Below are 25,180 nucleotides of genomic sequence, written 5' to 3'. Positions count from 1 at the left end.
GCATGAACGAACCAACCGGGAGACTGACAATGAAAAGACTGCTTGCCGCCTCCGCGATGCTTCTGTGCAGCGCGACCCTTGCCGCCGCCGAGGGAGAACTCTTCCTCTACAACTGGGGCAACTACACCAGCCCCGAACTGATCAAGAAGTTCGAGGAGACCTACGACGTCAAGGTCACGATCACCGATTTCGACAGCAACGATACCGCGCTGGCCAAGGTCGAGGCGGGGGCCTCGGGCTTTGACCTTGTGGTGCCCTCGGCGGGGTTTGTCGGGATCTATGCCGACAAGGGGCTGATCGAGAAGCTCGACCTGAGCCGGCTGCCCAATCACGCCAATATCGCCGCGCAATGGATGAATGTGGACTGGGACAAGGGCCGGGAATGGTCGATCCCGTGGCTCTGGGGCTCCACCGGGATGACCGTCAACACCAAGGTCTATACGGGCGACATCAACACCTCGGCGATCTTCATGGACCCGCCGGCGGAGCTTGAAGGCAAGGTCAACGTGATCCCCGAGATGGGCGACGTGATGGCGCTTGCCACGATGTATGCGGGCGGCAATGTCTGCTCGGACGATCCGGCGGTGATGAAGAAGGTGCGCGATCTGATGGTCGCCGCGAAGCCGAAATGGCTCTCGATGGATTATTCGACCGTCGAGAAGATGACGAACAACGATTATGGCGCGACCGTGGACTGGAACGGCTCGGCGATGCGCGCGCGGCTCGGCAACCCCGATGTGGCTTACGGCTATCCGAAGGAAGGCTATGGCCTCTGGATGGACAACGTGGTGCTGCTGAAAGACGCCAAGAACGTCGAGAACGCCTATCTCTTCATGAACTTCATCATGGAGCCGGAAAATGCGGCGATGCTCTCGGCCTTCGCGCGCTACGCAAACGGGATCACCGGCTCGGAGGCATTCCTGCCCGAGGACATGAAGGGCGCGCCCGAGCTGAACCCGCCGGCGGAATTTGCCAATAACGGGCAGTTCGTGACGATCTGCACCGGCAAGGCACTCGACTACCAGAACGCGATCTGGACCGAGCTGCAGAAGTAAGTCTGCCCGACCGCTTGCCAACCACGCCCCCCGGGGGCGTGGCCCTTTTCCTTGCGAAAGCGCCCCCCATGCAGAGCCCCGATCTGATCCTGACCAATGCCCGCATCCTGACGATGGATGATACCTGCCCCAGAGCGGAGGCGATTGCGCTTGCGGGCGAGCATGTGCTGGCGCTTGGCACCACGGCCGAGATGCTGGCGCTGGCCGGCGCCGAGACCCGCGTGATCGACGCGGCGGGGCGCAGTGTCCTGCCCGGCTTTTTCGAGGGGCATGTGCATCTGGGCCTTGGCGGGGCAGAGCTCTCGCATCTCCATCTCGACTATCTGCACGGCACCGAGGCGGTCGCGGCGGCCTTCCGTGCCTTTGCGAGCACTCATCCTGACCGGCCGCTCCTGATGGCGCAGGGGGCGGATTACGGCATGCTCGGCCATCCGATCACCCGCCACGACCTCGACGCGATGATCGCTGACCGCCCGATCGCGATGATGTCACACGACCACCACACGGTCTGGGCGAATACTGCCGCGCTTGAGGCCACCGGGCTCATGCGGGGCGCGCCCACCCCGCACGGGCATGAGGTGGTGCTGGACGGCACCGGCCTCGCCACCGGCGAATTGCGCGAGTTCGAGGCCTTCGCGCCGATCATCGCACTTGGCGGGGAGACGCGGATCAACCTCGGCATCGCCACGGGCGAGGAACCCTCGCCTGCCCCCACGCCCGCGGAGCGCGCCGCCGACAAGGCGATGCTGCTCGCGGGCATGGAGCATTGCGCCAAACACGGCGTCACCAGCCTCGTCAATATGGACGGCAACCGCTACACGCTAGAGTTGCTTTCCGAAATGCAGGCCGAGGGCCAGCTCCCCCTGCGCGTCAAGGTGCCCTTCCATTTCAAGCCGCAGATGGGGCTCGAGGCGCTTGAGCGCGCCACGGCGATGACGCGCGATTTTGACAGCGACTGGCTCAGTTCGGGCTTCGTGAAGATGTTCATGGATGGCGTGATCGACAGCCGCACAGCCTATATGCTCAACGACTATATCGACGAGCCCGGGCATCGCTCGGAGCCGCTCTTCGCCACCGAGACCTTCAAGGCGATCGCCACCGAGATCGACCGGCGCGGCCTGCAGATCGCGGTGCATGCGATTGGCGATGGGGCGGTGCGCACCACCATCGACGGGATCGAAGCGGCGCAGGAGGCCAATGGCGTCCGGGATGCGCGCCACCGCATCGAGCATATCGAGTTGATCGACCGCGCCGATATTGCCCGCCTCGGGGCGCTCGGCATCACCGCGAGCCTGCAACCGCCGCATCCGCCCGGCGCGATGGAGTTTCCGCTGGAGCCGACACTGAGCCGGATCGGCCGCGCCCGCTGGCCCGATGCCTATCTGTGGCGCACGCTCAGGGCCGAGGGCGGTGCCCATATCGCCTATTCGAGCGACTGGCCGGTGACGGATGTCTCGGTCTTGCGCGGCATCCATGCCGGGGTGACACGGGCGCCTTATGAGGGCTGCACTGACGAGCGGCTGAGCCTGATGGAGACGCTCCACGCCTACACCGCGGGCGGCGCCTGGGCCGCGCATCGCGACCATGTGACCGGCACGCTCCGCCCGGGCCTCGCGGCTGATCTGGTGATGCTGGGGGGCGATATCGAGGCTTGCGGACCCGAGGTGATCCCCGATCTCGGCATTGCGCTCACGATTTGCGGCGGGCGCATTCTGTGGGAGGCGGAAGCCTGACCCCGCGCCCTTCCGAGATCAAGCAGGGCTGCGCGGAGGGAGCGCCGCCGTTCCCGGAGTTCAGAGCCAGCGGTCGCGACCGGTGCCGACTGCCTCCGAGACATGGGCGAAACCATCACGGGCGCAGAGTGCCTCGAGGCCCCGCGCCACATCGGCAGCGAGGCTGAGGCCCCGGTAGACCATGGCGGAATAAAGCTGCACCGCGGTGGCGCCGGCGCGGATCTTCTCATAGGCCTCCTCTGCCGAGGAGATCCCGCCCACGCCGACAAGGGGCAGTTTGCCCGCCGTCAGCCGGGAAAGTTGCGCGAGCACACGCGTGGACTTTTCGAACAATGGCGCGCCGGAAAGCCCGCCCGGCTGCGCTGAATTTACACTTTTCAAACCTTCGCGCGAAAGTGTCGTATTCGTCGCGATGATCCCGTCAAGCCGGGCGTCCAGCGCCACTTCGGCCACGTCCTCAAGCTCTGCCGGGCTCAGATCGGGGGCGATTTTCAGGAAAACCGGGATCGGTCTTGCGAGCCCGGCCCGCGCGGTCATCACACCTGCAAGAAGCGCTGCGAGGGCCGCCTTGCCCTGCAGGTCGCGCAGCTTCTCGGTATTGGGGGAACTCACGTTGACGGTGGCAAAGTCGATCGTGGCGCCAGCATGCGCGAGCACCGTGGCAAAATCTGCGGCGCGGTCGACGCTGTCCTTGTTCGCGCCGAGGTTGAGCCCGACCGGGATGCCCCGGGGCCTGGCCGCGAGCCGCGCCGCGATCGGATCGACGCCCGCGTTGTTGAAACCGAAGCGGTTGATCACTGCGCGGTCTTCCGTGAGCCGCCACAGCCGCGGTCGCGGATTGCCGTCCTGCGGGCGCGGGGTTGCCGCACCAACCTCGAGAAAGCCGAAGCCAGCGCGCATCAGCGCGGGCAGCGCGACGGCATTCTTGTCAAACCCCGCCGCAAGCCCCACCGGATTGGGCAGCGCGAGCCCGGCGAGCGTCGTGGCAAGCCGCGCGCCCGTCACCGGACCGGGCAGCGGCACAAGCCCCATGCGCAGCCCCGAGAGCGCAAGCCCATGCGCGGTCTCCGGATCGAGCCGATGAAAGATCTTCAGACCCAAGGACTCGATCCCGCTCACAACAGCGCCTCCGGAAAGATGTGGCCCGAGACGCCAAGCGGCAACGCGGTGTCCCACACCACGTCAGCCCGGCGCAGTGGCCGGTAAAGATGCGGGAAGAGCGCGCCGCCGCGAGACACTTCCCATTTCAGCTCGGCCCCCAGCCGCGCGACGGCCACGGCAACCAGAACGAGATCGCTCTCTGCGGAAAAGTGCTTTGCCGCCGTCTCCACCACCTGCGCGGCGGTCGAAAAATGGATGAAACCGTCGGCTAGATCGACCGGAGCCCCCGCGGTTTCACCCGCGGCGCAAAGCGCATCCCATTCGGGGCGGCGGAAGATCTTGTAGATCAGCATGGCCCGTTCATGCCCCGGGGCCGGGGGCGCGTCAATCCCGCCTGTACGAAGGAGCGCCGATCCGTTTTGACAGAACCGCGGCTTCGCGCCACACTTCCCCCGTTTCGACCGCTCCGGAGGATTCCATGACCGCCCGATTTTTCGCCCCCCGTCTGCTGCTCGGTACGGCAGCCATCGCCTTGTCTGCGGGCAGCGCCGAGGCCGATTACACGCTTCATGTGCTGCATACGAACGATCTGCACAGCCGGATCGAATCGATCAACAAATATGACAGCACCTGCTCGGCGGAAGACGAGACCGAGGGGAACTGCTTTGGCGGCATCGCACGGGTCGCGGCCGAGGTGGCGAAGCTGCGCGCCGATCTGGCCGGAGAAAATGTGATCCTGCTCGATGCGGGGGACCAGTTTCAGGGGTCGATGTTCTATACCACCTATAAGGGCAAGGACTCGGCCGAGTTCATGACGGCGATCGGCTATGATGCAATGGCGGTGGGCAACCACGAATTCGACGACGGGCCCGGGGCGCTTGCCGCCTTCATCGGCGCTGTGCCCTTTCCGCTCGTGTCCGGCAATCTCGATGTAAGCCGCGCACCCGAGCTGAACGGCAAGCTGCACGGAACGGTGGTGCTGACGGTCGGCGGCGAGAAGATCGGCATCGTTTCCGCGCTCGCGACCGACACGGTGGAGACCTCCTCGCCCGGGCCGAACGTGGTCTTTCAGGACGAGATCGAAAGCCTGAAGGCCGATGTGGCGGAGCTTGAGGCCGAAGGGGTGACAAAGATCATCGCGCTGCCGCATACGGGTTTTCTGAAGGATCAGCAGATCGCGGCCGCCGTGCCCGGGCTCGATGCCGTGGTGGGGGGGCACAGCCACACGCTTTTTGGCCCCGGCGGTGCGGATTATCCGACGATGGTGGGGGGCGTGCCGGTCGTCTCGGCCTATGCCTATTCGAAATTTCTTGGCCATCTCGTGCTGACCTTCGACGACGACGGGTCTTTGAAATCCGCGACCGGGGCGCCGATCCTGCTCGATGCCTCGGTCGCGCCGGATCCGGCGATCGCGGCGCGGGTGGCGGAGCTGGCCAAGCCCATCGCCGCGGTGCGCGAAAAGGTGGTGGCCGAGTCCGCCGGCGAGATCAATGGCGCGCGCGAGGTCTGTCGCCAGCAGGAATGTGCGATGGGGGATCTTGTGGCCGATGCGATGCTCGACCGGGTGATGGAGCAAGGCATCACGATTGCCATCGCGAACGGCGGCGGGCTGCGCGCCTCGATCGACGCCGGTCCGGTGACGATGGGCGAGGTCTATACCGTGTTGCCGTTCCAGAACACGCTCTCGACCTTTGATGCGAAAGGCTCGGTGATCCTTGCCGCGCTCGAAAACGGCGTGAGCCAGATCGAGGAGGGCGCGGGGCGTTTCCCGCAGGTGGCGGGGCTGAAGTTCACCTTCGATCCCTCCGCCGCGCCGGGGGCACGGGTCAGCGATGTGATCGTGATGGCGGGGGAGGATTGGGCGCCGCTCGACCCGGAAGGAACCTATGGCGTGGTCACCAACAATTTCATGCGCGCGGGCGGCGACGGCTACAAGATGTTTGCGACGGAGGGCACGAACGCTTATGACTTCGGCCCCGATCTGGCCGATGTGACGGCAGAATATCTGGCCGCGCATTCCCCCTATCAGCCCATGACACACGGGCGGATCACGCGGAAATAGCGAGATGAAGCGTTCCGAGGTCAACCGTATCATCTGCGAGGCGGCGGAGTTCATCGCCGGTTTTGGCCATGTGCTGCCGCCTTTTGCCTGGTGGTCTCCCGAGGAGATGCGGGCGCGCCGGAGCGACATCGAGGCGATCGTTTCGGCCCGCCTCGGCTGGGACATCACCGATTACGGGCAGGGGGAGTTTCGCCGTCTCGGGCTCTTCCTCTTCACGCTGCGCAACGGTCGGGCGGCGGACCTGATACAGGGTTCGGGCATGTGCTATGCCGAGAAGCTGATGATTTCGCGCGAAAACCAGCTTTCGCCGATGCATCGTCACATCGTCAAGGCGGAAGACATCATCAACCGCGGCGGGGCGACGCTGGCGATCGAGATGTTTTCATCGGATGCTTCGGGCGCGCTCGATCCCGCAGCTGAAGTGGTGGTGACCTCCGATGGGCTCACGCGCCGACTGCCCGCAGGCGGCGTGTTGCGGCTCGCTCCGGGAGAGAGCGTCACCCTGATGCCGGGCAACTGGCACGCCTTCTGGGGCGAGGGGGGAGATGTGCTGATCGGCGAGGTCTCGACGGTGAATGACGACCGGACCGACAATATCTTTCGAGATCCGATCGGGCGCTTCGCCAAGATCGAGGAAGACGAGCCACCGCTGCATCTGCTCGTGTCCGATTACGATCGCTGGGTGTGAATGCGGCCCGGGTGGTGGCCCGGGCCGGTCGCTCAACGCCCGAGCACGCCGCCCAGCTTCGCGTGGCGGTTTACGTCCTTGTAGAGCAGGTAGCGGAAAGGCCCGGGCCCCGCCGCATAGCAGGCCTGTGGGCAATAGGCGCGTAACCACATGAAATCGCCCGCCTCCACCTCGACCCAGTCGCGGTTGAGCTTGTAGACCGCCTTGCCCTCGAGCACGTAGAGCCCGTGCTCCATCACATGCGTCTCCTCGAAAGGAATGAGCCCGCCCGGCTGGAAGGTGACCACGTTCACATGCATGTCGTGGCGCAGATCTTCGGGGTCGACAAAGCGGGTGGTGGCCCAGCGACCCTGGGTCTCGGGCATCGCGACGGGGGCGATCTCGCGCTCGTTCGTCACGAAAGCCTCGGGCAGGGCGAGCCCCGGCGCGGGCTCATAGCGCTTGCGGATCCAGTGGAAGCGCAGGGCCGTATCGGCGCCGTTCTTCACCCGCCAGTCGCAGCCCGCCGGAATATAGGCATAACCGCCCGCGGCAAGCTCATGCTCCTGCCCGTCGAGCGAGAGCCACATCGCCCCCTCGGTGACAAAGAGCACATGCTCGACGCCCTTCTCGGTTTCCGGCGCATCCGAGCCGCCATCGGCGCCCACTTCCATCACATATTGGCTGAAGGTCTCGGAAAAGCCGCTCATCGGCCGGGCGATAAGCCAGAGTTTCGTCGCCTCCCAGCCGGGCAGGCAGCTCGTGACGATGTCGGAAAAGCAGCCCTTCGGGATCACCGCATAGGCCTCGGTGAAGACCGCGCGGCCCGTCATCAGCGCGGATTGCGGCGGCAGGCCGCCCGGGGGGGTATAATAGCCGCTCATGCGAAGACCTCCTGAAGCCGGTGCCAACCGATGCGCTCGACCTGCGCGCAGGCCTCGGCAAATTCTGCCTCGCGGCTCTGCTCGAGGCGGCGGTAGAAAGCTTCGAGGATCCCCGCCTTGTCATGGTCGCGCACGGCGATGATGAAGGGGAAGCCGAATTTTGCCGTATAGGCGGTGTTGAGCGCCGCGAATGTGTCGCGCTCGACATCGGTGAGCGCGTCGAGCCCGGCCGAGGCCTGTTCGGCGGTGCTTTCCGCGGTGAGACGCTTTGCCTGCGCGAGCTTGCCCGCAAGGTCGGGGTGGGCCTTCAGAACGCCAAGCTTTTCTGCCTCGGAGGCAGAGCGGAAAGCTCGGGCGAGCAGGCTTGCCACGCCTTCATGACAATCATGAGCCGGGCCGAGTTCCAGATCCCAGGCGCGTTCCGCCACCCAGGCACTGTGCTCGTAAATGCTGCCGAAGGCCGCGACGAAGGCCTCTTTGCGCATTTCGCTTGGCCGGTTTCGCCTGTTCGGTGGATGGGTCGCGGCCCAATGTGCGGCGATCTCGCCGCGCGTGGCAAACCAGACCCCCTCGAACCCTTTGGCATAATCGAGGAAACGCTTGAGCCCGGCAATCTTGCCCGGACGCCCGATCAGCCGACAATGCAGGCCCACCGAGAACATCTTGGCCGCGCCTGCCGCACCTTCGGCATAAAGCGTGTCGAACGCGTCCTTGAGGTAGGTGAAGAACTGCTCCCCCTCAATATAGCCCGGCGCGGTGGCAAAGCGCATGTCATTGGCTTCGAGCGTGTAGGGGATGATCAGTTGGTCGCGGTCGCCCACCTGCTTCCAATAGGGCAGATCATCGTCGTAAGTGTCCGAGATCCAGTCAAAACCGCCCTCTTCGGCAGTGAGCCGCACGGTGTTGAAGGAACAGCGCCCGGTGTACCAGCCGCGCGGGCGGCTGCCCACCACTTCGGCATGGAGCCGGATCGCCTCGGCGATCTGGCGGCGCTCCTCCTCTTCAGGCATGTCGCGGTGCTCGACCCATTTCAGCCCGTGGCTCGCAATCTCCCAGCCCGCCGCTTTCATCGCGGCCACCTGCTCGGGGCCGCGGGCAAGTGCGGTGGCCACGCCGTAGATGGTGACCGGGATCGCCATAGAGGTGAACAGCCGATGCAGCCGCCAGAACCCGGCGCGCGCGCCATATTCGTAAATCGATTCCATGTTCCAGTGGCGCTGGCCCGGCCATTGCGCGGCGCCAGCCACATCGCTCAGAAACGCTTCGGACGCGGCATCGCCATGGGCGACGCAATTCTCGCCGCCTTCCTCGTAATTGAGCACGAGCGAGATCGCCACCTTCGCCCCGCCCGGCCAGCGTGCATCGGGCGGTGTGGCGCCATAACCGCGCATGTCTCTGTCGTATCGTTTCATCGCTTCCTCCGTCGCCGCGGCGCTTTCGGCCCGGCCGTCTTGTGGCGGCGAGGATTTCAGGTTTTTCTCGGAAAGGAAATCAACAGTTTCGCGCGCTTGCAGCGGCGCGGCAGGAGGGACGATGACCGGATATCTGACAACCCATGTGCTCGATACGGCGAAAGGATGCCCGGCGGCAGGGCTGCGTATCGTGCTCACGCGGATCACGCCGGAGGGGGCCGAGGTGCTGGCCGAGATGCGCACCAATGCAGACGGGCGCACCGACAGCCCGATCCTGCCCGCGGCGGATTTCGCCTGCGGCACCTATGAGCTGACCTTCTTTGCGGGCGATTATCTGCGGGGGTCCGGGCAGGCGGGGGCAGCGCCGCTCTTTCTTGATGACGTGCCGATCCGCTTTGGCATCAATGATGCAGGGGCACATTTTCATGTGCCCCTGTTACTCTCGCCTTACGGCTATTCAACCTATCGCGGCAGTTGAACGGGATCAGAAATCTTCCCAGTCGTCATGCGTGGGCGCGGCTTTCAGCGCGGCTGCGCTCAGCCCGCCGCCCCCCGCGCGGCGTGCCGGGGCAGGCATCGGCGCCGGCGCCTTGTTCGCGGGTTTGGGGGCCGGGGCCGCCGGTTTCGGCGCCTCCGCCGTGGGGGCCGCCGGTTTCGGCGCTGCCGCCGGTGCCGGTTTCGCTGCCGTCACGGGGGCGGGTTTGAGGGTCGGTTTTGCGGCTGCCCCCTGCTTTGCCGAAGAAGCACCGAGACGGAACCGCCCCATCGTCGTGGTCAACCCGTCTGCCTCGCGCACCAGCGATTGGCTCGCGGCCGAGGTTTCCTCGAACATCGCGGCATTGTGCTGGGTCACCTGATCGAGTTGCAGGATCGCGGTGTTCACTTCGCTCAGGCCGGTCGATTGCTCGGTGGTCGAGGCGGTGATGTCCGACATGAAGGTGACGATCTGGCCGACCGACCCCTGGATGCCTTCAAGCGCATTGCCCGCCTGGCCCACCAGATCCACGCCGCGTTTGACCTGCGCCGAGCTGTCGGAGATGAGCCCGGCGATTTCGCGCGCCGCCTCCGAAGAGCGCTGCGCCAGCGCCCGCACCTCCGAGGCGACCACGGCAAAGCCGCGCCCGGCCTCGCCCGCACGGGCAGCCTCGACCCCGGCGTTGAGCGCCAGAAGGTTGGTCTGGAAGGAGATTTCCTCGATCACCGAAGTGATGCGGGAGATCTTGTTCGAGCTGTCGGCAATCTCGCCCATCGCCTGCACCGCCTCGCGCACCACCTGGCCGCTTTCTTCGGTGTTGCGCCGCGCGGTCGTGACCATGTCATTGGCCTTGAGCGTGCGTTCGGCGGCCGATTTCACCGAAGCGGTGAGCTCGTTGAGCGCCGCAGCGGTTTCCTCAAGCGTTGCGGCCTGCTGTTCGGTGCGGCGCGACAGATCCTCGGCCGCGCGCGAGATACTGCCCGACTCGGTGTGGATCGTCTCGGAATTTTCCAGCACCATCTGCATCGCGTCGCGCAGCTTGCCGGTCGCGGTGTTGTAATCGGCGCGCAGCGTCTCGTAATCGCCCGGGAAGGGCTGGGTGATGGTCTGGGTCAGGTCGCCATCGGAAAGCGCACTGAGCGCGGCCCGCAGGGCATCGACCACCTGGCGCTGTTCGGCCGCGGCCCGGTCGCGTTCCGCCCGCGAACGGGCCTCGCGGGCTTCCATCTCACTCACATCGGAGGCAATCATCACCACGCGTTGCACCCTGCCTTTGCGGTCGCGCACCGGCGACATTGCGCCCGTCAGCAGCAGGGTCTGACCGTTGAAGCTCAGCACCATGCGACCAATCATGTTCTCGCCGCGGGCAATCGCCGCGAAGCAGGATTCGCCACTCGCTTCCGCCGTGATCGCGCCCGCGAAATCCTGCCCGATAAGCGCGGTTTCCTCGCTGCCGAGCGTCATCGCCATCGCCAGGTTGACCGTGGTGACCCGACCATCGGGGGTGAATTCGGCACGCAGCTGGGTGGCGTCGATTGCTTCGGTCACGGCGGCATTGCGTTTCTCGCCAGTGACATTCTTCCATTCCACCGCGAAACCGATCGGAGCCCCTTTGGCATCGGTGATCGCGCTGATCGAAAGCGCATAAAAGCCCGAGCCGATTTGGAACTCGCTCGTCATCGGCAGCCGGTCCGGATTGAGCGTGGCCTCCTGCTTCGAACCTTCGGGATGGAAATAGGTGAAGGGACGGCCGATCAGGGTTTCCGGGTCGAAATCACGCTTCACGGAGCGGAAATCGGCAAGATTCTCCGCATAGAGCTTTTCGAGCGAGGGGTTCACCGCCTGAACTTTGCCTTCGGCGCTCAGCAGCATCATGGCCGCGGAAGAACAATTATAGGCGGCGCCGCGGAACAGCCCCTCGCGGCTCGCCAACTCCGATTGCTCAAGCTGATCGCGAAACGATTCGAGCGATTTCGCGATCATGCCGATCTCGTCCTTGCCCTTGGTCTCGGGCACCTCGGTCTGCAGCGCGCCCCCGGCAATCGAAGCCATCGCGGCGCTGATCCGGGTAAGGCGCTTGGCGATCATCGCGCGGAACACGAGCGAGGTGACGACCATCGCGACAAGCAGGATCGAGATGGCGACGATCAGGCTCTTGCGGTTCGAAGCCGCGATCGCTTCGACGGTCGGGTCATCCGACCAGGTCGAGGCGAAATAGCCGACCGTGGTGCCATTGGGCATTTTGACCGGATGGACGAGCGTCAGCATGTCATCCGTATAGGCCTCTTCGCCCGTCGCGCGTGACTGCTCGATCAGCGCATGCATCGGCGCCAGATCGGAATCGTGGATGACGTAGCTGGCGAGTTCCTTGCCCTCGGTATCGGTGGCAATCACGCCATTGGCCGGGTTCGACGGATCGTCGATCACATCCTTGAAGATCTGCGAGATCACCTTGCTGTCGCCAAAGCGCACCGGCGCGGCGAGCTGCTTGATGATGATCTCGCTCGAGCCATGTGCCTGATCTTGCAGTTGCTTCATGGCGATTTCGGTGGTCGAGCGCAGGTTCAGCGCGGTCATCGCCACGACGATGGCAGAGGCCGAGAGCAGAACCAGAAGCGCTGCCTTGAAGAAGCTCGAATGGAAGAAACGGACGGATCCGGTCGATTTGGCGCTCATGACGGGCCTCTGCTACTGCTATTACTCGATCATTTCGGCGTTGAGGCCGACGGTCATCGCGCCGATCGGCGCGCCGGTTTCGGGGTCGGTCACGGTGAAGGAGGCCTGCACCTGATAGGTCTGCGAGGATTCGTCGAATTCGATCGCGCTGACGTGGATCGCATCGGCGCCCTTGAGATAAGTGTCCTGATATTTCTCTTCGTCGCCCTGCCAGAAGTCCGAGGTCGCACTGGCTTGCGCGACGTTGAGGCCGCGGTCGTCCATCACGATGATCTCCGAGATCCGGCCAAGCGAGCTTTCGACCTTTTCATGCAGGGCCTTCGATTCCGGCGTGCCGAGGATCGCATCGACCGTCGGCTGCGTCGCGGCGTCGATCTCGGCGCGCCAGGTCTTGTCGAGGGCGAGAATGTCTTCTTCGCTCAGATCGTGATGGGCGACGTTGCTGGCCTTGATCGCGGCGACGAGCGCCGGATCGGCGGCCCAAGCACGGAATTCGCCCTCGACTTTGGCCGCGATCTGGGCATTGAGATCTTGCGCATGGGCCGGAACGGCAGCAAGGATCAGGGAAAACAGGGCGGCAGGCACTCGCATGTTTGATACTCCGGACGATGGGTGTTCTGTGACGATTTGCCCGAACATTAGCCGCGAGTTCTTTACGCTGAGTGAATCCTCAAGAATCGTTCCAAAACGCTTTTGCCATGCCCCGCCCTTGCAGGGGGGGCTGCGCGACACTAAGACTCGGGTAAGCACCTCGCGTTTAGGCTGTGCGGACATCACCAGGAGAGGCAGCAGATGAAAGATCCGGTCGACCTTTACATGAACACGCTCGTGCCGATGGTGGTCGAACAGACCTCCCGCGGCGAGCGCGCCTATGACATCTACTCGCGCCTTCTGAAGGAACGGATCATCTTTCTGGCCGGCCCGTTCCACGACGGCATGTCGAGCCTGATCTGCGCGCAGCTTCTGTTTCTTGAGGCCGAGAACCCCTCGAAAGAAATCTCGATGTATATCAACAGCCCCGGCGGTGTCGTCACCTCGGGTCTCGCGATCTATGACACGATGCAATACATCCGCCCGAAGGTCTCGACGCTGGTGATCGGCCAGGCCGCCTCGATGGGCTCGGTGATCGCCTGTGCGGGCGAAAAGGGGATGCGCTTCTCGCTGCCCAATTCGCGCATCATGGTGCACCAGCCCTCGGGCGGGTTCCAGGGCCAGGCGACCGACATCATGATCCACGCCCGCGAAACCGAGAAGATTCGTCAACGTCTTTATGAAATCTACGTCAAACATACCGGCCGCAGCATCGAGGAAGTTGCCGAGGCGCTGGAGCGTGATCGCTTCATGTCGCCCGAGGAAGCGCTCGAATGGGGTCATATCGACGAAATTCTGAGCGCGCGGCCCGGTCTCGACGGCGACAAGTGACATCCGCATGACACCCCTTAACCGGAAAGGGGAATTTGCGATTGAGATGAACCCGGCGCTGCCCTAGACTTTGGTCCGGGACAGCCCACCACCGCCCAAAAGGGGCATTTTGAGGATGACGATGGCGAACAATTCAGGCTCCGACAGCAAGAACACGCTCTACTGCTCGTTCTGCGGCAAGAGCCAGCATGAGGTGCGCAAACTCATCGCCGGCCCGACCGTGTTCATCTGCGACGAATGCGTCGAGCTGTGCATGGACATCATCCGCGAGGAAACCAAGACCACGGGGCTCAAGGCCACCGATGGGGTGCCGACACCGCGCGATATTTCCAAGGTGCTCGACGATTACGTGATCGGCCAGATGCATGCCAAACGTGTGCTCGCCGTCGCCGTGCACAACCATTACAAGCGCCTCAACCACGCCTCCAAGCAGGATGTGGAACTGGCGAAGTCGAACATCCTGCTCATTGGCCCCACCGGCTGCGGCAAGACCCTGCTGGCGCAGACGCTCGCGCGCATTCTCGATGTGCCCTTCACCATGGCCGATGCCACAACGCTGACCGAGGCGGGCTATGTGGGCGAGGATGTGGAGAACATCATCCTGAAGCTTTTGCAGGCGTCCGAATACAACGTCGAGCGGGCGCAGCGCGGCATCGTCTATATCGACGAGGTCGACAAGATCACCCGCAAGTCGGACAACCCTTCGATCACCCGCGACGTGTCGGGCGAGGGCGTGCAACAGGCGCTGCTCAAGATCATGGAGGGCACAGTCGCCTCGGTGCCGCCGCAAGGCGGGCGCAAGCATCCGCAGCAGGAATTCCTGCAGGTGGACACGACCAACATCCTCTTCATCTGCGGCGGTGCCTTTGCCGGGCTGGACCGGATCATCGCGCAGCGCGGCAAGGGCTCGGCCATGGGCTTCGGCGCCGATGTGAAAGACCCCGATGCCCGTGGCGCGGGCGAGCTCTTCAAGGAGCTTGAGCCGGAAGACCTTCTGAAATTCGGCCTCATTCCCGAATTCGTCGGCCGTCTGCCGGTGATCGCCACGCTTGAGGATCTGGACGAACCGGCGCTGGTGACCATCCTCACCGAGCCGAAGAACGCGCTTGTGAAGCAATATCAGCGCCTCTTCGACATTGAGGGCGTGAAGCTTACCTTCACTCCGGATGCGCTCCACGCCATCGCCGCGCGCGCGATCAAGCGCAAGACCGGTGCGCGCGGCCTGCGTTCGATCATGGAAGACATCCTGCTCGACACGATGTTTGAACTCCCCGGCATGGAAAATGTCCGTGAGGTGGTGGTGAACGACGAGGCGGTCGAGGCGGGCACGGCGGCAAAACCGCTGCTGATCTACGCCGACGACGCGAAGAAAGAGCCGAAATCGGCTGGCTGATCCCCGTTGAGGGCATGAAGGGCGGGGAGACCCGCCCTTTCCTTTGGTCCGCGCGCCGTGCCTTGCGCTGCGCGAAAGACTGGACCTTATTGTCGCACCCGCTATAAGGGGGTGACTGCTGGGAGAGATGAGATGAAATTCCTGCTGCGCCTGCTGACCTGGTGGAACGACCAGACGCTCGGCACCCAGATCTACACCGCCCGTTTCGGCGTGAAGGTCGGCGAGGATGCCGAGGGCAACCGCTATTTTCAAAGCAAGGACGGCAAGCGCCGCTGGGTGATTTACAACGGTGAATGCCAGGCGAGCCGGATCCCGCCCGATTGGCATGGCTGGATCCATCACACCTGGGACGCGCCGCCGACCGCGCAACCGCTCGCGCACAAGCCCTGGGAACTGCCGCATCAGGAAAACCAGACCGGGCTGGCCACCGCCTATATCCCGCCGGGCTCGCAGCGCCGTCTTGCGCCGGTCGAGCGGCACGATTACGAGGCCTGGCAGCCGGAATGATCCGGCCTGGCGAGGTATGACATGAGCGAGAATCGCGTCGAAGTGCTCACCGGGGCGGCCGTGCTGGCCGTGGCGGTGGGCTTTTTTGTCTGGGCGGGGCAGGGGCATGGCCTCTCGGCGGGCACGACGAGCTATCCGCTGAAGGCTTCCTTCCGCTCGGTGGAAGGGGTGAGCCTGGGCACCGATGTCCGCATGGCCGGGGTGAAGATCGGCGCCGTCTCCGATATCGCGCTGAATCCCAAGACCTTCTTTGCCGATACCACGGTGACGGTACGCGAGGGCATCGAGATCCCCGAAGATTCGCAGATCATCGTGGCCTCGGAGGGGCTTCTGGGCGGTGCCTTCATCGAGATCCTGCCCGGCGGCAGCCTCGACAATCTTGGCCCGGGCGATGAAATCGTCGATACCCAGGGCGCGATCTCGACGCTGGGCCTGCTGATGAAATTCGCCGGTGGCGGCGACAGCAAGCCGAGCAGCACGAGCGGTTCGGAGAGCGGTGAATGATTGGCAAAGTGCTGGCGATGCTTGCGCTGTCGACGGGGCTCGCGAGCGCACAGGAGGCGCCCGAAGGGCTGGCCGAAGCGCCCGGAGCCTATCTGCGCGGCCTTGACAAGATCGCCGCGGCCTCGACCGATCTCACGCTGTCTGTGGGCGAGGCGGTGCGTTACGGGGCGCTCTCGGTGCGGCTCGACGACTGCCGCTACCCCGCCGATGACCCGGCCTCCAATGCCTATGCCTTTCTCGAAATCACCGATACCACGATCGACAAAGTGATGTTCCGCGGCTGGATGATCGCCCAGAACCCCGCGCTTTCCGCGCTTGATCACCAGCGCTACGATGTCTGGGTTCTGCGCTGCAAGATCGACTGAGCGGGCGGGATCGCGGGCGCCGCGAAATCGGCGCGGATCCGCAGCGCCTCGGCCAACCGCTTGCGGTAGAGATGGCGCGGGATCTCTACCCCTCCAAGACTTTTCAGGTGCTCCGTCAGATATTGCGTATCGAAGAGCACGAAGCCCGCGCGAATGAGCCGGTCTACCGTATAGGCGAGCGCGATCTTTGACGCATTGGCGCGGCGCGAGAACATGCTCTCACCGAAGAACGCCCCGCCGAGCGTGACACCGAAGATGCCGCCGGCAAGTTCCTCTCCGTCCCAGACTTCGAGCGCATGCGCGGCGCCCATCGCGAAGAGCGCATCATAAAGATCGAAAAGCGCGTCGTTGATCCAGGTCTCGGGCCGCGCGGCGCACCCCTCGACCACGGCACGAAAGGCGGTGTCAGTGCGAATAATGAACCTTTCTCGGCGGATTTCGCGTGCGAGCGAGCGAGAAATGTGGAAATTCTGCAAGGGGATAACGCCGCGCAAACGCGGTTCAAACCAGTGCAGCTCTGCGGCATCGCGCGCGGCGGCCATCGGAAAGATGCCCTGCGCATAGGCCGAGAGCAGCAGGTCCGGGCTCAGCTTCACTGCCATTTGTTGCCAATCGCCACCATTGCCCCTAGTCTTTTCGAGATAGACAGGAAAATGCGGCAATGCCATGGGATTTTTCGATTTTCTGCAAGGGCTGGAGCGCTACGCCGAGGATGCCTCGGGGATTGCGCGGCTCAACCTGCGCCATGATTTCCTGATTGAACCGCTGCGCGATGCGCTTGAAGGCGCACGTGTGCTCGACCTTGCCGCACATGACGGGCGCTGGTCTTACGCCTTTGCCGCGGCGGGGGCGCGCGAGGTGGTGGGCATCGAGGGGCGCCCGCATCTGGTCGAACGCTTTCAGCAATTCCCCGACGGACCCGCGAAGGAGCGGGTGACGCTGCGCGTCGGCGATATCTTCGAAGGCATGGAAGAGGCGCTCAAACGCGGCGAGCGCTATGATGTTGTGGGAGTGCTGGGCATCTTCTACCACATCATGGATCACTTCCGGCTGATGCAGCTTGTGACCCGCTTCGCGCCGAAGCTGATCGTGATCGACAGCGAATTTGCCCTGCGCCCCGGCCAGATGATCATGCTGGTGCGGGAGGATCCGGCCAAGGATCTCAATGCGCTGCCCCAGACCGAAGGGCAGGAGAAGGCGCTGATCGGCATTCCGAGTGCTGCCGCGCTGGAGGCCATGGCCGATGTGCTCGGCTATGATGTCACCTGGGCGGATTGGGAACAGGTGCCGCGGGGCAAGCGCGGTTCGGTGGGGGATTATTTCCGCGCCGAAACCAAGCGGCGCGCCACCGCTTACCTTACGCCAAAGCTCTGGTGAGACGTAAACGCCCCCTCGCGGGGGCGTTTGCTCAGCCGTAGGTGCGGGCGAGCCACTTTTCGAGCCAGTGGATCGAATAGTCCCCGCGCTGGATGTCGTAATCCTCGAGCAGGTCGCGGAAGAGCGGGATCGTGGTGTCCACGCCATCGACGATCAGCTCGCCGAGCGCGCGGTTGAGCCGCGCAAGTGCCTCTTGCCGGTCGCGCCCGTGCACGATCAGCTTGCCGATCAGGCTGTCGTAATAGGGCGGGATCTTGTAGCCGTCATAAAGCGCCGAATCGATCCGCACGCCAAGGCCACCGGGCGCATGGTATTGCGTGATCTTGCCGGGGCAGGGGGCAAAGTTCGGCAGCCGCTCGGCATTGATCCGCACCTCGATCGCATGGCCGCGGATTTTCAGGTCTTCCTGACGGAACTCCATCTCCTCGCCTGCCGCGACGCGGATCTGCTCGCGCACGAGGTCAACGCCGAAGATGCCCTCGGTCACCGGATGTTCCACCTGCAAGCGGGTGTTCATCTCGATGAAGTAGAACTCGCCATCCTCATAGAGAAATTCGATCGTCCCGGCGCCGGAATAGCCAAGCTCGGCCATCGCATTCGCGCAGATGCCCCCGATTTTCGCGCGTTGCTCGGGCGTGATGCAGGGGCCTGGGGCCTCCTCGAACACTTTCTGGTGGCGGCGCTGGAGCGAACAATCCCGCTCGCCCAGATGCACCGCACGGCCCCGCCCGTCGCCAAACACCTGCACCTCGATGTGACGCGGCTTCTGGAGATATTTCTCCATATAGACCTCGTCATTGCCGAAGGCGGCCTTGGCCTCCGAGCGCGCGGTGCGGAAGGCAATTTCCAGCTCATCCTCGGATTGCGCAACCTTCATGCCGCGCCCGCCGCCGCCCGCGGTGGCCTTGATGATCACCGGATAGCCCATCTCTGCCGCGGCCTTCTTGGCCGAGGCAAAGTCGGGCACGCCACCATCCGAGCCCGGCACCACCGGGATGCCAAGTTTTTTGGCCGTGTCCTTGGCGGTGATCTTGTCGCCCATGATGCGGATATGTTCCGCTTTCGGGCCGATGAATGTGATGCCGTGATCCTCGAGCACCTGCACGAAGGTCGCGTTTTCGCTCAGGAAGCCATAGCCCGGGTGGATCGCTTGCGCGCCGGTGATCTCGCAGGCGGCAACGATCGCGGGGATCGAGAGATAGCTCTCGGAGGAGGGGTTCGGGCCGATGCAGACGCTTTCATCGGCCATGCGCACATGCATGGCATCGGCATCGGCGACGGAATGCACCGCGACCGAGGCGATCCCCATCTCGCGGCAGGCCCGGATCACGCGCAGCGCGATCTCGCCCCGGTTGGCGATCAGGATCTTGTCGAACATCTGGCCCTCACTCGACGATCATCAGGGGCGCGCCGAACTCGACCGGGGTGCCGTCGTCGATCAGGATGCGCTTGACCGTGCCCGAGCGCGGCGCGGGGATGTGGTTCATGGTTTTCATCGCCTCGACGATGAGGAGCGTCTGGCCTTCCTTCACCGCATCGCCGATTTTCACGAAGGCCGAGGCGCCCGGCTCGGGGGCCAGATAGGCCGTGCCGACCATCGGTGAGGTGACAGCGCCCGGATGGCTCGCCGGATCGGCATCGACGGCGACAGCGGTCGGGGTCGCCGCCGCCGCCACCACGGGGGCGGCCATCGGTGCGGCGGCATAGACGGGGGCGGGCGCCGCGGCCACGACGGTCGCCTGTTTCACCACCCGCACCTCGAGGCTGTCGTCCTCGCCATATTCCCGCACCACGGCGATCTCGGTCAGGTCATTCTGGTTGAGAAGCTCCGCCAGCGCCTGAATGAAGGCGACGTCGTTCTCGTGCGATTGTTTGGTCATGCGGTCCTCGAGGTCTCTCGGTACGCCACGCGGGGAGGCCGGCGGCAATCTTCTCCTGGCCGCTTATACGCGAGCCCGGCGGGCGAGGAAAGCGTGAACGGATGACGCAGGGGAAGTGCCGGAAGGCCACGACGGAAGGCCGCCCGATCGAAGATCGGCGGCGATCGCGCGTGAAAACGCGCAAGCAAGCGGGCGCGGGCTCCGGGGGAGCACACGGTAAAAAGGCGCTTCGGGCATGACCTCGTCATCGCCCGCCGGCGCGAAGCCGTGCGGGGTGGCCGGTCCGGCCGATGCGGAGCAGGGCGGGCGGTGCCGCCCCGCTTAACGGATGAGGTCGAGGCTCGGAGGGGCGCTTTCGCTGCCGGCTTGCCAGGACTGCGCGCTGGCCGCGGTCGCGGTCGGTTCGGACGATGCGGGCTCGCTCACCGGTTCGCGCGCTTCCGCGGTGGCCGGCTCGGCGGTTTCGGCTCCGGAGTCCTGCGCTTCGGATGCGGTGGCTGCGGCCTCATCGGAGCGCGTCGGGCTGCGCAATTCGACTGCGCGCGCTTCCAGCGGCGTCACGTCGAAAGTCGGCGGCGGGCCGGTGGGCGCATCCGGATCCGGCGAGGCCTGGCTGCGGCTTTGCGCGAGCACCGCGGTTTCCACCGCCAGGTCGCGGCGCGCCTGAAGCTGCACGATCCGGTCCTGCTGGGACTTCGCATCGGTTTCGGCGCCGAGGCCCGAATTGGTGTTGGCAGCCGTCGATGCCGGTTCAACAGTCGTTGCCGGAGCGACTTTCGGTGTCGCCGGGCTGAACAATGGTGACCATCCGGTCTGGGGCATCAGCCCCGATATAAGGTCCATTTCCCACTCTCCTCACTAATAATGATACCCCCATGATCAGGATGCGCGCTCAAAGTTACCCAAGCGTTACGATCCGGGGGTTTCGTGGGGGAGGGTTAACGGCGCCGGGCAGGCTCAGTCTTCCGCCGCATAGGCGAGCCGCACCAGCGCGGCGAGATCGGCCTCCCAGAGCCCTGCCGCCGCGGCCGCGGGCGCCTGGGCGGCAAAGCGCTCGAGCGTTGGCGCCGCCTGGCCGTAGCTTGCGAGGATGGCGCGAAAGAGCGCATTGTCTTTCATCACACCGCTCACCGGAAAGCCGACACCGGGATCCGACCCGAGGATCTTCGCCATCCGGTCCTTCAGCATCGGCAGGCCCGCGGGGCCTCCTGCAAGGATCGTCAGTACGGTTTCGAGCGGCAGGCCCGCCGCGCGCGCCATTGGCAACAGATCGGCGAGGCCGCTGAAATAGGCCTGCAACATGCCATTGTTGATCACTTTCATCACGAGGCCGGTGCCAAGCGGCCCGGTGTGGAAGACCCGCCCGGACAGCAGCGCCATCACCTCTTGCGCCTGCGCCGCGGCCGCGTCTTCGCCCCCGATGAACACACCACAGGCGCCCGCCCGCACAAGCTCGGGCCCGCCCGAGATCGGCGCATCGACGATCTGCGCGCCTCGCGCCGCAAAGGCCGCCGCACGGTCGCAGAGCAGATGCGGATCGGCGGTGCTGGTATCCGCGACAAGCTTGCCGGAAAGATCGCGTTTCAGCAGCGCGTCAAGCACCGCGGCCACTGCGGCGTCATCGAGCAGGCTCAGTGCGATCACCTCGCTTTGCGCGACAAGGCTTTCCATGTCGGGCGCGCTGTCGATACCCGGGACGGTTCGGCCAGAGCGGGTCCAGCCGCAGACCTGCGCCCCTTGTGCCACAAAACGCTCGGCCATCGCCGCGCCCATCCGCCCCAGTCCGATCACCCCGATCCGCGTCATGCTCATCTCCTTGCGCCGCGCCTAGCTCAAAAGCTTGCGGAACCGCCGCAACACGAGGGCCAGCGCCACCGCCGCCATCGCCGCCATCGCCGCCAGCTCTGCCACAACGAGCCACAGCCCTGCGCCGCGGTAAAGCACCGCCTGCGCGAAGGCGACAAAATGCGGTGTCGGGCTTACCGTCCGCATCAGGATCTGCAGCCATTGCGGCATCGATTCCATCGGCGTGATGCCCCCCGACAACAGCAGCATCAGGATCATCACCGGGATCACCAGCAGCCCGTATTGCCCCATGTTGCGGGTATAGCTCGCCATCATCAGTCCGAGCGAGGCGACCGCGACCACATAGATTGCCGCCCCCGCGACATAAAGCGGCAGCGAGCCTGCGATCGGCACGCCCATCGCGCCCTCGACCACGAAGACGAGGCTTAGCACCGAGGCGATGAGGATTACCCCGCCATTCGCGAAGACCTTGGAGAGCACCACCTCATGCGGATGCACCGGCATCACCAGCACATGTTCGATCGTGCCCCGCTCGCGTTCGCGCAGCAGCGACGCGCCCGAGAGGATCAGCATCAGGATCGTGACATTGTTGATGATCTGCATCACCGCGGTGAACCATGTCGCGCTGAGGTTCGGGTTGAAACGATTGCGCACGACCACGTTGAGCGGGCTCTCGGCGCCTGTCCCCGGGGCGAGGTAATCGCTTGCGGCTTCGGCCAGAGCCTGGGTGACATAACTCGTGCCATTGCCTGCGAAGGCCACCGCGGTGGCATCGACGAGCACCATCACCGCGCCGCCGCGCCCCGCGCGCAGGTCTTTTTCCAGATCGGGGGGGATCGAGACCACGAGCACCTCCTTACCCGCGATCTGCGCGCGTTGCGCCGCTTCGGGCGTCAGCAGGTCGGGGGCGCGGAAGAGCGGCGGGCGGATCGCGTCGATCAGCCGGGCGGAAAGCTGCGAGCGGTCGTCATCGACCACGGCGACGGTGAGATCGCGCACCTCGGTCGAGCCCGCTTGCGAGACGAGCCAGACCGCGGCGGTGAAGACATAGGCGATCAACACCAGCATCACCGCATCGCCGCGGATCGCGCGGAGTTCCTTCAGCGTCAGGTTGCCGATATTGCGCAGGCTTCTCAGCATCGCTCACCGCTCCTGCTTGCGCAGCGCAACCGCAGCAAGGGTCACGTAACCCACCGCGAAAGCGCACAGAATGGCGAGCGGGCGCGCCACATCCGCGGCACCGAAGCCTTTGAGAAACACCCCGACCGTGACCGGCTGGAACCACGCCGCCGGAAAGGCCTCGCCAAAGATCCGCGCGCTGTCGCCCAGAATGGACACCGGCACGATCAGGCCGGAAAAGTTCACCGTGGGGATCACGGCAATCACTGCGGTGGCGAAAACGGCCGAAACCTGGGTGCGGGTGAAGGCGGACAGGAAGAGCCCGAAAGCGGTGGTGGCGGTGACATAAAGGAGCCCGGCCAAGGCCAGAACGGGGAGGCTGCCGGTGATGGAAAGGCCGAAAACGGTGAGCGCGAGCCCGATCAGCACCCAGAAGGCGATCCAGGAAAGCGCGAGATAGGGCAGTTGCTTGCCGATCAGGAATTCGATCCGCCGCACCGGGCTGGCATGAAAATTTGCCATCGTGCCCGCCTCCTTCTCGCGGACCACGCTCACCGCTGACATGATGGCCGGGATCAGCATCAGGATCAGCATCAGCATCGAGGGCACCATCGCATCGGCCGAGCGGAACGCCTGATTGAACAGGAACCGCGGCGTGAAGGTCAACCCGGCGGCGCTGTCGTTGCCGCGCGTGATCTCGCTTTCAAGCAGCGCCAGCACGCCGGATGCGTAGCCCTCGGCGGTTTCGGCGCGAAACGGCATCGAGCCGTCAAGCCAGAGCGAGACCTCGGGGGGCTCTGTGCCGCGGTGCAGATCGCGCCCGAAACCTTCGGGAATTTCGAGCGCGAGAGTGGGCGTGCCGCGCTCCATCCGGCGGCTGAGCGCATCGGGGCCGCTGAAATCCTCCTGCCGCGCGAATTGCGGGATCGAGGAGAAGCCCTCGATCAGCGCCCGGCTCTCGGGGGTGCGGTCCTGATCGTTGACGGCGAAGGTGATCCGGTCGACATCGAAGGAAATCCCGAACCCCATCGTCAAAAGCAGGATCACCGGACCCATCAGGGCAAAGAAGAGCCGGATCGGGTCGCGCAGAAGCTCGCGCGTCTCGCGCGTGCTGTAGGCCCAGGCGCGGCCAAGCGCGCGAGCAAGGGCCGAGGGCGGGCGCGTTTCCGGCGCGCCCATGGTGGCGAGTGGGGGGGACGCGGCTTCCTCGGGGGGCAATTCCCCCTCAAGACAGGCGATGAAAGCCGCCTCAAGCGAAGTGGCACCGCGGCGCGTCACGATCTCGGCGGGAGCGCCCACCTCAAGCACGCGGCCCGCATGCATGAGCGAGATCCGGTCACAGCGCTCGGCCTCGTTCATGAAATGGGTTGAGATGAAGATCGTCACGCCGCGGTCGCGCGAGAGCGAGATCAGCTTGCGCCAGAACGCGTCGCGGGCGAGCGGGTCGACGCCCGAGGTGGGCTCGTCCAGGATGAGGATGGGCGGTTCGTGAATGAGGGCGACGGCGAGTTGCAGCCGCTGGCGGATGCCGAGCGGCAGGCTTTCGGGCATCTTGTCCGCGACCTCGCCCAGGTCGAATTCCGCGAGCACCTCGGCCACACGGGCGGCGCGGCGCGCGGGCGGCACCGCATAGAGCCGCGCGTGCAGGTCGAGGTTTTGCCGCACCGTCAGTTCGCCATAAAGCGAAAACCCCTGCGACATGTAGCCGATGCGCTGGCGCGCCGTCATGTCGGAGCTTTTGAGCGGCTCGCCGAAGAGTTCCGAGCGCCCAGAGCTTGGTTCCAGCAGCCCGGTCAGCATCTTCATTGTGGTGGATTTGCCGCAGCCGTTCGAACCGAGAAAGCCGAAGATCTCGCCCTCGGGAATGGTGAAGCTGACATGATCGACCGCGGTAAAATCACCAAAGCGCTTGGTCAGCCCCTCGGCGACGATCGCGGGCACGGCGTCGGGGCGCGCGGCGCGCGGGCGCAACTCCACGCCCGCCTCGTCCGCGGCGCCGGGCAGCAGGCGGATGAAAGCCGCCTCAAGCGTGGCGGCGCCGCTTTGCACGCGGATCTCCGCGGGCGCGCCCGTGGCGATGATCTTGCCGTCATTCATCGCGGCGAGCCAGTCGAAGCGCTCCGTCTCTTCCATATAGGCGGTGGCGACAAGCACGCTCATGCGCCCGTTTTCGCCGCGCAGCCGGTCGATCAGATCCCAGAACTGGCGCCGCGAGAGCGGATCGACGCCGGTGGTGGGCTCGTCGAGGATCAGCAGTTCCGGGTCATGGATCAGCGCCGCACAGAGCCCGAGCTTTTGTTTCATCCCGCCCGAAAGCTGGCCTGCGGGGCGGTCGGGGAAGGGGGCGAGGCCGGTCGCTTCGAGCAGCATGGCGATGCGCGCTTCGCGTTCGCGCGCACTCTGGCCAAACAGCCGCCCGAAGAAATCAAGGTTCTCGCGCACGCTCAGTGTCGGGTAGAGGTTGCGCCCGAGCCCCTGCGGCATATAGGCGATGCGCGCCCCAAGCGCGGAGCGCTCGCGCACCGAGCCCATATCGTGGCCGAGCACCTGCAAAGTGCCGCTCTGCAGCTTGCGCACCCCGGAAATCAGGCCCAGCAGCGTGGATTTTCCGACTCCGTCGGGGCCGATCAGCCCGACCATGCAGCCCGCCGGGATCTCGAGCGCCACATCGTCGAGCGCGGTCAGCTTGCCATAGCGATGCGTCAGCCCTGCGATGCGCGCGGCGATCTGCTCCCCCATCGC

General features: G+C 65.0%; 24 protein-coding genes. 11 read left to right on the top strand and 13 right to left on the bottom strand.

The window, feature by feature from the left end:
• Window positions 1–29: 29 nt before the first annotated feature.
• The gene (locus tag CRO22_RS01270) at window positions 30–1,055 is read left to right on the top strand and encodes an extracellular solute-binding protein (RefSeq protein ID WP_097068296.1); all 1,026 of its coding nucleotides are present in this window, start codon (window positions 30–32) and stop codon (window positions 1,053–1,055) included.
• A 68-nt stretch (window positions 1,056–1,123) separates the two neighbouring features.
• On the top strand, window positions 1,124–2,788 hold the full coding sequence (locus CRO22_RS01265; RefSeq protein ID WP_097068295.1) for an amidohydrolase: 1,665 nt from the start codon (window positions 1,124–1,126) through the stop codon (window positions 2,786–2,788).
• A gap of 60 nt (window positions 2,789–2,848) precedes the next feature.
• Here the strand turns inward: CRO22_RS01265 and CRO22_RS01260 are convergent, their stop codons facing one another.
• Window positions 2,849–3,907 carry a quinone-dependent dihydroorotate dehydrogenase gene (locus CRO22_RS01260; RefSeq protein ID WP_097068294.1) on the bottom strand — a complete coding sequence of 353 codons (1,059 nt, stop codon included), beginning with the start codon at window positions 3,905–3,907 and terminating at the stop codon, window positions 2,849–2,851.
• Window positions 3,904–4,242, bottom strand: coding sequence for a DUF952 domain-containing protein (locus tag CRO22_RS01255; RefSeq protein ID WP_097068293.1), 339 nt, complete (start codon window positions 4,240–4,242; stop codon window positions 3,904–3,906). Before CRO22_RS01255 ends, CRO22_RS01260 begins: the two co-directional genes overlap by 4 nt.
• Window positions 4,243–4,367: 125 nt before the next feature.
• On the opposite strand from CRO22_RS01255, the gene CRO22_RS01250 reads away from it, so the two are divergent.
• Together CRO22_RS01250 and CRO22_RS01245 are read left to right on the top strand one after the other, a co-directional pair.
• Window positions 4,368–5,951 (top strand): bifunctional metallophosphatase/5'-nucleotidase, encoded by a 1,584-nt coding sequence (locus CRO22_RS01250; RefSeq protein WP_097068292.1) that lies wholly within the window; start codon window positions 4,368–4,370, stop codon window positions 5,949–5,951.
• 4 nt (window positions 5,952–5,955) lie between these two features.
• The gene (locus tag CRO22_RS01245) at window positions 5,956–6,639 is read left to right on the top strand and encodes a D-lyxose/D-mannose family sugar isomerase (RefSeq protein ID WP_097068291.1); all 684 of its coding nucleotides are present in this window, start codon (window positions 5,956–5,958) and stop codon (window positions 6,637–6,639) included.
• A 32-nt stretch (window positions 6,640–6,671) separates the two neighbouring features.
• Here the strand turns inward: CRO22_RS01245 and CRO22_RS01240 are convergent, their stop codons facing one another.
• Both CRO22_RS01240 and puuE read right to left on the bottom strand, forming a co-directional pair.
• Entirely contained in the window at window positions 6,672–7,502 is an 831-nt protein-coding gene (locus tag CRO22_RS01240; RefSeq protein ID WP_097068290.1) for a bifunctional allantoicase/(S)-ureidoglycine aminohydrolase, read from the bottom strand.
• On the bottom strand, window positions 7,499–8,914 hold the full coding sequence (puuE, locus tag CRO22_RS01235) for an allantoinase PuuE (RefSeq protein WP_097068289.1): 1,416 nt from the start codon (window positions 8,912–8,914) through the stop codon (window positions 7,499–7,501). Before puuE ends, CRO22_RS01240 begins: the two co-directional genes overlap by 4 nt.
• A gap of 121 nt (window positions 8,915–9,035) precedes the next feature.
• Between puuE and uraH the strand changes: the two genes are divergently transcribed.
• Window positions 9,036–9,392 (top strand): hydroxyisourate hydrolase, encoded by a 357-nt coding sequence (uraH, locus tag CRO22_RS01230; protein WP_097068288.1) that lies wholly within the window; start codon window positions 9,036–9,038, stop codon window positions 9,390–9,392.
• A 6-nt stretch (window positions 9,393–9,398) separates the two neighbouring features.
• On the opposite strand, the gene CRO22_RS01225 is transcribed toward uraH, so the two are convergent.
• Window positions 9,399–12,065 carry a methyl-accepting chemotaxis protein gene (locus CRO22_RS01225; RefSeq protein ID WP_097068287.1) on the bottom strand — a complete coding sequence of 889 codons (2,667 nt, stop codon included), beginning with the start codon at window positions 12,063–12,065 and terminating at the stop codon, window positions 9,399–9,401.
• Between the two features lie 21 nt (window positions 12,066–12,086).
• Window positions 12,087–12,656 (bottom strand): hypothetical protein, encoded by a 570-nt coding sequence (locus CRO22_RS01220; protein ID WP_097068286.1) that lies wholly within the window; start codon window positions 12,654–12,656, stop codon window positions 12,087–12,089.
• A 201-nt stretch (window positions 12,657–12,857) separates the two neighbouring features.
• Here CRO22_RS01220 and CRO22_RS01215 point away from each other — a divergent pair, with 201 nt between their 5' ends.
• The 5 genes from CRO22_RS01215 (at window position 12,858) to CRO22_RS01195 (ending at window position 16,256) form a co-directional block, all read left to right on the top strand.
• Window positions 12,858–13,487, top strand: a complete 630-nt coding sequence (locus tag CRO22_RS01215) for an ATP-dependent Clp protease proteolytic subunit (protein WP_097068285.1) — start codon at window positions 12,858–12,860, stop codon at window positions 13,485–13,487.
• Between the two features lie 121 nt (window positions 13,488–13,608).
• Entirely contained in the window at window positions 13,609–14,880 is a 1,272-nt protein-coding gene (gene clpX / locus CRO22_RS01210) for an ATP-dependent Clp protease ATP-binding subunit ClpX (protein WP_097068838.1), read from the top strand.
• A gap of 132 nt (window positions 14,881–15,012) precedes the next feature.
• Entirely contained in the window at window positions 15,013–15,387 is a 375-nt protein-coding gene (locus CRO22_RS01205) for an NADH:ubiquinone oxidoreductase subunit NDUFA12 (protein ID WP_097068284.1), read from the top strand.
• A gap of 21 nt (window positions 15,388–15,408) precedes the next feature.
• A complete protein-coding gene (gene mlaD, locus CRO22_RS01200) occupies window positions 15,409–15,891 on the top strand; it encodes an outer membrane lipid asymmetry maintenance protein MlaD (protein ID WP_097068283.1) in 483 nt (160 codons plus the stop codon).
• The gene (locus CRO22_RS01195; protein WP_097068282.1) at window positions 15,888–16,256 is read left to right on the top strand and encodes a DUF2155 domain-containing protein; all 369 of its coding nucleotides are present in this window, start codon (window positions 15,888–15,890) and stop codon (window positions 16,254–16,256) included. The genes mlaD and CRO22_RS01195 overlap by 4 nt, the downstream gene beginning before the upstream one ends.
• Here the strand turns inward: CRO22_RS01195 and aat are convergent.
• Window positions 16,220–16,852: a leucyl/phenylalanyl-tRNA--protein transferase gene (gene aat / locus CRO22_RS01190; RefSeq protein ID WP_097068837.1), complete on the bottom strand. Its 633-nt coding sequence runs from the start codon at window positions 16,850–16,852 to the stop codon at window positions 16,220–16,222. The genes CRO22_RS01195 and aat overlap by 37 nt on opposite strands.
• A gap of 70 nt (window positions 16,853–16,922) precedes the next feature.
• Between aat and CRO22_RS01185 the strand changes: the two genes are divergently transcribed.
• Complete coding sequence (locus CRO22_RS01185) at window positions 16,923–17,633, top strand: class I SAM-dependent methyltransferase (RefSeq protein WP_097068281.1); 711 nt, start codon at window positions 16,923–16,925, stop codon at window positions 17,631–17,633.
• 31 nt (window positions 17,634–17,664) lie between these two features.
• On the opposite strand, the gene accC is transcribed toward CRO22_RS01185, so the two are convergent.
• From accC to rbbA, 6 genes are all read right to left on the bottom strand, one after another.
• Window positions 17,665–19,011: an acetyl-CoA carboxylase biotin carboxylase subunit gene (accC, locus tag CRO22_RS01180; RefSeq protein ID WP_097068280.1), complete on the bottom strand. Its 1,347-nt coding sequence runs from the start codon at window positions 19,009–19,011 to the stop codon at window positions 17,665–17,667.
• Between the two features lie 7 nt (window positions 19,012–19,018).
• Window positions 19,019–19,513 (bottom strand): acetyl-CoA carboxylase biotin carboxyl carrier protein, encoded by a 495-nt coding sequence (gene accB, locus CRO22_RS01175; protein ID WP_097068279.1) that lies wholly within the window; start codon window positions 19,511–19,513, stop codon window positions 19,019–19,021.
• A 321-nt stretch (window positions 19,514–19,834) separates the two neighbouring features.
• Window positions 19,835–20,356: a hypothetical protein gene (locus CRO22_RS01170; protein WP_141399398.1), complete on the bottom strand. Its 522-nt coding sequence runs from the start codon at window positions 20,354–20,356 to the stop codon at window positions 19,835–19,837.
• 114 nt (window positions 20,357–20,470) lie between these two features.
• Window positions 20,471–21,319 carry an NAD(P)-dependent oxidoreductase gene (locus CRO22_RS01165; protein ID WP_176518510.1) on the bottom strand — a complete coding sequence of 283 codons (849 nt, stop codon included), beginning with the start codon at window positions 21,317–21,319 and terminating at the stop codon, window positions 20,471–20,473.
• Window positions 21,320–21,340: 21 nt separating this feature from the next.
• Entirely contained in the window at window positions 21,341–22,459 is a 1,119-nt protein-coding gene (locus tag CRO22_RS01160; RefSeq protein WP_097068276.1) for an ABC transporter permease, read from the bottom strand.
• Window positions 22,460–22,462: 3 nt separating this feature from the next.
• Entirely contained in the window at window positions 22,463–25,177 is a 2,715-nt protein-coding gene (gene rbbA / locus CRO22_RS01155; protein WP_097068275.1) for a ribosome-associated ATPase/putative transporter RbbA, read from the bottom strand.
• Window positions 25,178–25,180: the final 3 nt, after the last annotated feature.

Origin of the sequence: Rhodobacter maris (assembly GCF_900217815.1) — a bacterium.
GTDB classification, from domain to species: domain Bacteria; phylum Pseudomonadota; class Alphaproteobacteria; order Rhodobacterales; family Rhodobacteraceae; genus Rhodobacter; species Rhodobacter maris.
Note: the sequence above shows the minus strand (reverse complement) of the source record. Positions and strands in the feature narration are given on the sequence as shown.

Excerpts from the sequence above, each read along its gene's own strand:
- CRO22_RS01160 (WP_097068276.1), bottom strand. The coding sequence starts at position 22,459 with ATGCTGAGAAGCCTGCGCAATATCGGCAACCTGACGCTGAAGGAACTC.
- clpX (WP_097068838.1), top strand. The coding sequence starts at position 13,609 with ATGGCGAACAATTCAGGCTCCGACAGCAAGAACACGCTCTACTGCTCG.
- CRO22_RS01225 (WP_097068287.1), bottom strand. The coding sequence starts at position 12,065 with ATGAGCGCCAAATCGACCGGATCCGTCCGTTTCTTCCATTCGAGCTTC.
- CRO22_RS01170 (WP_141399398.1), bottom strand. The coding sequence starts at position 20,356 with ATGGACCTTATATCGGGGCTGATGCCCCAGACCGGATGGTCACCATTG.
- CRO22_RS01270 (WP_097068296.1), top strand. The coding sequence starts at position 30 with ATGAAAAGACTGCTTGCCGCCTCCGCGATGCTTCTGTGCAGCGCGACC.
- mlaD (WP_097068283.1), top strand. The coding sequence starts at position 15,409 with ATGAGCGAGAATCGCGTCGAAGTGCTCACCGGGGCGGCCGTGCTGGCC.
- accB (WP_097068279.1), bottom strand. The coding sequence starts at position 19,513 with ATGACCAAACAATCGCACGAGAACGACGTCGCCTTCATTCAGGCGCTG.
- CRO22_RS01245 (WP_097068291.1), top strand. The coding sequence starts at position 5,956 with ATGAAGCGTTCCGAGGTCAACCGTATCATCTGCGAGGCGGCGGAGTTC.
- CRO22_RS01220 (WP_097068286.1), bottom strand. The coding sequence starts at position 12,656 with ATGCGAGTGCCTGCCGCCCTGTTTTCCCTGATCCTTGCTGCCGTTCCG.
- CRO22_RS01255 (WP_097068293.1), bottom strand. The coding sequence starts at position 4,242 with ATGCTGATCTACAAGATCTTCCGCCGCCCCGAATGGGATGCGCTTTGC.
- CRO22_RS01265 (WP_097068295.1), top strand. The coding sequence starts at position 1,124 with ATGCAGAGCCCCGATCTGATCCTGACCAATGCCCGCATCCTGACGATG.
- CRO22_RS01165 (WP_176518510.1), bottom strand. The coding sequence starts at position 21,319 with ATGACGCGGATCGGGGTGATCGGACTGGGGCGGATGGGCGCGGCGATG.
- CRO22_RS01240 (WP_097068290.1), bottom strand. The coding sequence starts at position 7,502 with ATGAGCGGCTATTATACCCCCCCGGGCGGCCTGCCGCCGCAATCCGCG.
- accC (WP_097068280.1), bottom strand. The coding sequence starts at position 19,011 with ATGTTCGACAAGATCCTGATCGCCAACCGGGGCGAGATCGCGCTGCGC.
- rbbA (WP_097068275.1), bottom strand. The coding sequence starts at position 25,177 with ATGGGGGAGCAGATCGCCGCGCGCATCGCAGGGCTGACGCATCGCTAT.
- CRO22_RS01205 (WP_097068284.1), top strand. The coding sequence starts at position 15,013 with ATGAAATTCCTGCTGCGCCTGCTGACCTGGTGGAACGACCAGACGCTC.
- puuE (WP_097068289.1), bottom strand. The coding sequence starts at position 8,914 with ATGAAACGATACGACAGAGACATGCGCGGTTATGGCGCCACACCGCCC.
- CRO22_RS01215 (WP_097068285.1), top strand. The coding sequence starts at position 12,858 with ATGAAAGATCCGGTCGACCTTTACATGAACACGCTCGTGCCGATGGTG.
- uraH (WP_097068288.1), top strand. The coding sequence starts at position 9,036 with ATGACCGGATATCTGACAACCCATGTGCTCGATACGGCGAAAGGATGC.
- CRO22_RS01250 (WP_097068292.1), top strand. The coding sequence starts at position 4,368 with ATGACCGCCCGATTTTTCGCCCCCCGTCTGCTGCTCGGTACGGCAGCC.
- CRO22_RS01185 (WP_097068281.1), top strand. The coding sequence starts at position 16,923 with ATGGGATTTTTCGATTTTCTGCAAGGGCTGGAGCGCTACGCCGAGGAT.
- CRO22_RS01195 (WP_097068282.1), top strand. The coding sequence starts at position 15,888 with ATGATTGGCAAAGTGCTGGCGATGCTTGCGCTGTCGACGGGGCTCGCG.